Source organism: Nostoc sp. (genome assembly GCF_036917515.1).
GTDB lineage: Bacteria > Cyanobacteriota > Cyanobacteriia > Cyanobacteriales > Nostocaceae > Nostoc.
On the sequence record NZ_JBALDE010000178.1, the window covers coordinates 1 to 6,794 of the forward strand.

The 6,794-nt window shown below is 39.2% G+C and carries 5 protein-coding genes; all 5 read right to left on the reverse strand.

The window, feature by feature from the left end; translation table 11 throughout:
* The coding region (locus tag V7K89_RS23805) for a type I polyketide synthase (RefSeq protein ID WP_335191555.1) at positions 1–1,115 on the reverse strand (1,115 nt) is incomplete at its 3' end.
* Positions 1,116–1,221: 106 nt separating this feature from the next.
* Positions 1,222–2,592, reverse strand: a complete 1,371-nt coding sequence (locus V7K89_RS23810; RefSeq protein ID WP_335191546.1) for a hypothetical protein — start codon at positions 2,590–2,592, stop codon at positions 1,222–1,224.
* 51 nt (positions 2,593–2,643) lie between these two features.
* Positions 2,644–2,976 carry an acyl carrier protein gene (locus V7K89_RS23815; RefSeq protein WP_335191548.1) on the reverse strand — a complete coding sequence of 111 codons (333 nt, stop codon included), beginning with the start codon at positions 2,974–2,976 and terminating at the stop codon, positions 2,644–2,646.
* Positions 2,977–3,068: 92 nt separating this feature from the next.
* A complete protein-coding gene (locus tag V7K89_RS23820) occupies positions 3,069–4,925 on the reverse strand; it encodes a fatty acyl-AMP ligase (RefSeq protein ID WP_335191550.1) in 1,857 nt (618 codons plus the stop codon).
* A gap of 1,096 nt (positions 4,926–6,021) precedes the next feature.
* A complete protein-coding gene (locus V7K89_RS23825) occupies positions 6,022–6,348 on the reverse strand; it encodes a nuclear transport factor 2 family protein (protein ID WP_335191553.1) in 327 nt (108 codons plus the stop codon).
* Positions 6,349–6,794: the final 446 nt, after the last annotated feature.

The following is a 6,794-nucleotide window of genomic DNA, read 5'->3' on the forward strand; positions in this document are numbered from 1 at the left end:
AAGTGCAAGTGCGGTGCAATCTGTTTATGTTGTAGTGAAAGTACCGTCTTGATCAATCCAGCAATTCCTGCAGCAGCTTCTAAATGACCAATATTGGTTTTAACTGAACCAATATAACAAGGCTGCTCTAAAGAACGATCCTCCATTAGCACAGCTTTTAAAGCTCTAACCTCAACAGGATCTCCCAAAGGGGTACCAGTACCGTGGGTTTCAACATAGCTAATCTGCGCTGGTGCCACTCCAGCACTTTTCAAGGCTTGACGGATTACTCTTTGTTGAGAAAGACCATTAGGAGCTGTAAGTCCATTGGTAAGACCATCTTGGTTAACTGCTGAACCTTTGATAATTGCCAGAATATTGTCTTGATCTCTTTGAGCTTCCCAAAGACGTTTGAGGACAAGTACACCACAGCCTTCGCCTCTGACATAACCATCAGCATTAGCGTCAAAAGTTTTACAACGCCCATCTGCTGACATCATACCTGCCAGTGAGAAAACAATATGATTATTTGGAGATAAAATCAGGTTCACACCTCCAACCAAGCAAAGCTCAGACTCTCCAATCTGCAAACTCTGACAGGCGTAATGTAGTGAAACCAATGAAGAAGAGCAAGCAGTATCTATTGTCACACTTGGTCCATGCAGATTCAGGAAGTATGACAGACGATTTGCAGCAATACTAAAGGCGTTTCCCGTACCATTATAGGCATCTATCTGGTCGATATTCTTGGTTTGCAAAACGCCATAGTCATGGCTACTGATGCCCATGAAAACCCCCGTCTGGCTCTGAGCTAGTTTGTCTGGTGCTAGTCCAGCATTTTCTAGAGCTTCCCAGGCTACCTCTAAAATTAGCCTTTGCTGGGGATCCATTCGCTCTGCTTCACGGGGGGAAATCCTAAAGAAGCCAGGAGCGAATAGATCTACTTGCTCTAGGAAACTGCCAGAGCGGGTATTCATTTTTCCCGGTGTCGCTGGGTTTGGATCGTATAAGGTATCAATATCCCATCGCTCTGATGGCACCTCACTAACGGCGTCCACACCGTTTCTTAGTAGATGCCAGAAGGCTTCTGGGTGGTTAGCACCCGGAAAACGACAGCCAATGCCTATAATCGCTATAGCTTCCATTTCAGACCTACGATAATTTACGTACCTGCAACTGCTTCAAGGGCTAAGTATATTTCTACAGACTGCAAAGATGCTATCCCACTGATTGGTGATTCTATCACTCAGCTGAAGCAACTAACTTAGAGAACTGTTTGAATGTCTTGATATTATCTCTAATAGCTTTGTCAACCGTTCCTCCTGAAGCCATGAGACGCATTTCGCGGTTAATTGGCCATAGATATTCAAGATTTTCACAAAGTTTACGTATATCTAACTGAAGACGCTGGTGGCATTTAACTGACTGATGAAAGCCTTCGTGTTCTTGACAGAAACATTTCTCAACCCATTGAACGGCTTCTTCGTGAGACAGATTAAATAAAGTGCTCCTAAACACCTTATAAATATAGAACATTCCTGATAAATCATCTCCAAAAAAGCGATTTTTGATTACTCCCGATATATGGCCAAGGTTATTCTTTTGAATGACATAAACTGCCCAATTAATCAGTAATTTCTCGTGAGCAGTTGGCGCTGGGAAGCTCTTACGTAAATCTCGAGCTAGGAATAAAGATGTCGTTGTATGGAAAGATTCATCTAAAAAGTGGTAGTGGGAAATAGCAGTTGGTACTGGAATATACTCGCCTTGCTTCTGAAGTTTTTTGAAATACAAATGTATAGTATGTTCTTGATTCTTCAAAAGCATATTAGCAAGATAACGTAACGTATAGTATTGGCTAGCTAAGAAGGGTGAACTGCCCCAACTAGATGCAAAGAATCGGGTGAAAGAAGAAGGAAGCATTCCGTATCCATGGAAAAAACCATTGGTAGTCGTTACAGATAATTTATTTTTGGCTTCTAGTTTTTTCAAATGAGGAGAGACATAATGTTTTCTTTTATCGGACATTAGGGTCGATAAAAAGCGTAGACTATGATACTGAAAATTTGCAATTTGCAAATTTATTTGACTATTGTTGGCAGGCTTGTTTTCCAGCAAATTATTAGTAAAAGCTTCCTTGCCTAACAAATTTTTCAAAATTTGGAAATTAACTTTGAAGAAAGCATGAATATGAACACGTTCTTGAACCGCTTCATGCTCAAGCTGTTCAGCAAGAATTTTATAATTACCGCCTAAAGCAGAGAAACAATCTGCTGTTATTAGGTTATAGTCAATTGTTTCCATTTCACTATAAGCGGTAAGGCTATAGTTTGACATCCAAAATTGATGATTAAGTGCTATTTTTTGAGATGGAGAAGCAACTTCATAAAAGGGTGTTCCGTAAAGAAGTGAAAGTTCAGGAGGATTCCAATAATTTTTACTGTTTTCTTCATATTTGAAATTGTGGTCTAGCTCCTTAATTTTCTCAGTGTAGTCAGAATCCAGGTTATTCTGGTAGTTATTTTCAACAATTTTAATACGTTTGATTTCCTTTTCTACAGTAAATTTGGGAATTGGCATACTTGTGTTTGGATCGCTGATGATATTTCGCATTGTTTTCACCTTATCAAATACTTCATTTTTACTTCGGTTTTGATCAACAACTTACTGCTTAATAGATAAGCTGTTAGCTAAATACTTTGTTAAAGTTTCAATAGTTGGATAGTCGTACAGCAAAGTTGGTTCAAATTCGCATTCAAGCCATTCCTCTATCTCTCCACTCAATCCAATGGCAGACGCAGAATCCATGTTGTAGTAGTCAAAGGGAAGTGTAACATCAATCTCATTTGGATTAATTTTTAATACATTTGTTAGGTAGGACACTAACCACGCTTGAATTTCTGCTGTAGTCTTAACCTTTTCAGGTGAGGCTTCCACGTGATAGGCATTATTAGTCTCTAAATCAGAGTTACTCGTTTGAAAATTTAAATCAACCATTTTTTTATCTCCGTTTATTTTACTAACAAGTATGTCCTTCGTTTTGACATTTTTTTAGAAATACTTAATTAGTTTAACAATTGCTAAACTAATTAAGACTTACTTTTCTCACTACTGACAGTTGATAATTGGTTCAAAGTTAATTCGATATCAGACTGCAAATTCATAAATTTGACTTGATGCCGAGGATTTTCACTCCATTCACTGACAACATCCAAATCTCCAGCTAGAAATTTAGATCGACAGGCTTGACGTTGAATCTTACCACTAGAAGTTTTAGGGATACTTGCAGTCTTAATCAGTACGATGCTATAAATCTGTAGAGAATATTCTGCTGTTATCGCTTGGCGAATATTTCTCAGCACCTCATTGGTGTCTAATTTTCGTAAATAACTCCGTTCTAACTCTTGAACAACAACCAGCTGTTCAATTCCATTTACCTCAATCGTAAAAACAGATCCACAACTAGGTCGCAGTGCTGGATGACTCTTCTCTACTGTTAGTTCAATATCCTGAGGATAATAATTTCTTCCTCGGATAATTATTACATCTTTAAGTCGCCCTGTAATGAATAATTCACCATCGTGCAAAAATCCTAAATCTCCAGTGCGTAAAAATGGTTTAGATTCAGTATCAGTATCTTGTAGTTGTGCGTTAAAAGTTTCTTGGGTCAGATCAAGTCGATTCCAATAGCCACCAGCAACAGAAGAACCATGAACCCAAATTTCTCCTACTTGGTCAGCACTACACAAGGTTAAAGAATTGGGATCAACAATCGCAATTTTCTGTTCTAAGCAAGTCTGACCACAGCCAACGATTTTCCGGTCATCTTTATGCTCATTACTAACTGCTACAACCTGGTTTTGTTCAAGAGCTGTTCCATCAACACAGAGTACTGTTGGCAAAGCTGTTTTCAAACCCCCAGAAACAAATAAGGTCGTCTCAGCCATCCCATAGCAAGGGTAAAACGCTTCGTCACGAAAACCACAAGATGCAAAAGTGGTTGTAAATTCTGCCAGCGTCTCTGCACGGACAGGTTCAGCTCCATTAAAAGCCACTTCCCAACTGCTCAAATCAAGAGTAGAGCGCTGTTCGGAAGTAATCTTGCGAGCACATAGTTCATAAGCAAAATTGGGTCCACCGCTAGTTGTCGCTTTGTAGCGGGAAATTGCTTGCAGCCAGCGCAAAGGCTTCTGTAGAAATGCTACTGGCGACATGAGAATGCATGGTATGCCTAAATATAATGGTTGCAGTACATTTCCAATCAGTCCCATATCATGAAATAAGGGCAACCAACCGACAAAAACAGTTTCCTTTGTATGCCCAAAAGCCTTTTCAATCATTCGCTGATTGTGCAACAAATTACCATGACTCACCATTACCCCTTTCGGTGTTCCAGTAGAACCTGAAGTGTATTGGAGAAAAGCCAGGTCACTCTCGCACAAAGTCGGTTCTTGCCAGTTTGACGCCAAGTCGCTGTTGAGGTTATCAGTAGCTACCCATTGCACAGCGTTCAATTCTGGATTATCAGCTAACCGCTTCTCTATATTAGCTAAAAGAGATTGAGTGGTCAGCGCTACTGACGCTTGGGCATCTGACACAATCGCTTGCAATCTAGATAGTGACTGATTCTGTCGGGGTGGATAAGCAGGAACAGCCACAACCCCAGCATATAAACACCCGAAGAACGCACAAATGAACTCCAACCCAGGTGGGTAAAGCAGCAAAGCCCGTTCACCAGGAGCTAAAAAGGACTGTAATTGAGCTGCGATCGCCCGCGCCTTTTTATCTAACTGTTGATAAGTTAGACAGTCTGATTCTGTTTCTCCGTTTTCCAAAAACGTATAACCTTTAAAGTCTGGTTGGTGTAGTGCTCTATCCTGCAGAATCGCTATTAAAGTAGCGACTTTAGGCAGACTGTGCACGGAATGACTGAGATCAATAATCATTTGAGTTCTATTACAAAAACTTCTTTCATTCACCAAAAACTGTTGCTATATCTTTGTTACTTCAAAGTTCTTGGTAATTCTGGGTTTAGCTATGAGTGTAAGACTTGACTGTATGCAATTTACGACTCACATTTTTTGCTCACTTGAAGCCTTTGCTTAGTAAGAGTTAATGTGGTCTAAAAAGATAATTAGTAAGATGATCAATTGCAAATAAACTGAATTAGCAAAAGCTCTCGCTATGTTTGGAAAAACCTTACTAGTGCTTGCATTCCTCAATAATACTTAGTTCAGGTTTTTCAGGTATTTGTTAAATTCTTTAATTATTATTATAAACAGTTTTACAATTGAAAAATCTACCTAAAGTTGTGTATTTTTTATTATTGCAAACAAGACATAGATTCATAACGAGTCCTTATCGTTTTTACAAAAGGCGACGGTCAAACTCATTACTTTAGGAGTAGATGAAAGCCGCCCCTTATAATGATACTGTCAGCGAATTAGCACTCTTTTATTACTCTGAAAAAAGAAAAAACTGGAGGTTGGATTGAACAAAGTGAAACCCAACAAAATCAAGGATTCTTGGTATTCGTTTTCGTTCCTCAACCAACCTACGCCTAGATTTATAAAAACTAATTACAACAAAGATTTCTAATTTTTCTCTTTTTAGGTCATAAAACAGCGTTAGGTAAGACCCAGGGCAAACGCATCTTAATTAGTCTTGATCGCCATCAAGGTTAAGAACCAACGAAAAAATCAGTATTTATCGTTTGATTTACTTTCCAAGACCCAATGTGATGTCTAGGAAGGGCTACGCCGACGCTAAAATTTTTGTTAATCAGCATAAATTAATGAGTTTATTTTTAGCTCTATTGAAAAGAAACTAGTTTTATCCATATGATCCGGCCCCTCTGTTCTTTCAGTTGTTTATTTTCTTCAAAGAGCAATGTTTTTGCCTGTTTACTAAATATAGTAAAAAAAAATACTTGATCGTGCATTGGATGCTTATGCAAAGTTAATTGCTCAAATCATGAAGAGTCCATTGCACAATAAAGCAATATGGATTGCAGAAAACTGCAATCATTCTCTGATTTTCCCGCTAAGTTTCAAAACTGGAGTTTAGACTAGTCAATAGTACAAAACTCCAAACCTTTATGGCGATTGAGGTACCAAACCAGTACCACTCAGCCCAGGCTGTATCACCCTCAACTGCCGAACGGAGTAACTCGGAGTGAAAGTCTCGGATGTCGTGGAACATGGCAGACCAATTCTTACGGACATCCTCAACTCCGTGTACAGCCTTCTCAGGATGAGCTGGTTGCTCACCCTGAAAGTTAAGTGTAAAACAGGCTAAAAACGCTTCCAGGTCTTGCGCGTTCTGTGCTTGTTGCAGTCGCTCTACGACAATGCTTTGGCCGGATTTCATGATTTCTCCTTTGTGGATGATAAAGTAAGCTGCGCTTAACTATTACAATTGTGTTGCAGAATGTTGTTGAGGACAGTCTCCTCGTTTGAAGCAATTGATGATAAACAGCAAAAGCTTGAGCACTCGTATGCCGCTCTCTGTCCAGTGCCAATTACATTGGATGCTCTTTGTTCTATCTATCTGAAGTGTATTAAGTTTCAATGCTTGACTGCTTTCAGATTCTTATGGTGTTAGTGAACTTGTTTTGGGGTCATTCCGGTGCTGTCCGCAGGAATTCCTTGGTGCTTTCTATTTAAAGAGTACTGAATTCCAATACTTAACTTCTTTCAGATTCTTACGATGATTTATCAGATTCTGGTGTTGCATAATAAAGGGATGAGGAGAGGGTTCATACTGTGCATTGTCCATACTGTAAGTCTACGGAGATTAGAAAAAATGGAAAAAGA

What these genes read in the sequence shown, in the direction of transcription:
- V7K89_RS23810 (WP_335191546.1), bottom strand. Translation starts at nt 2,592, where the DNA reads ATGCGAAATATCATCAGCGATCCAAACACAAGTATGCCAATTCCCAAA.
- V7K89_RS23815 (WP_335191548.1), bottom strand. Translation starts at nt 2,976, where the DNA reads ATGGTTGATTTAAATTTTCAAACGAGTAACTCTGATTTAGAGACTAAT.
- V7K89_RS23820 (WP_335191550.1), bottom strand. Translation starts at nt 4,925, where the DNA reads ATGATTATTGATCTCAGTCATTCCGTGCACAGTCTGCCTAAAGTCGCT.
- V7K89_RS23825 (WP_335191553.1), bottom strand. Translation starts at nt 6,348, where the DNA reads ATGAAATCCGGCCAAAGCATTGTCGTAGAGCGACTGCAACAAGCACAG.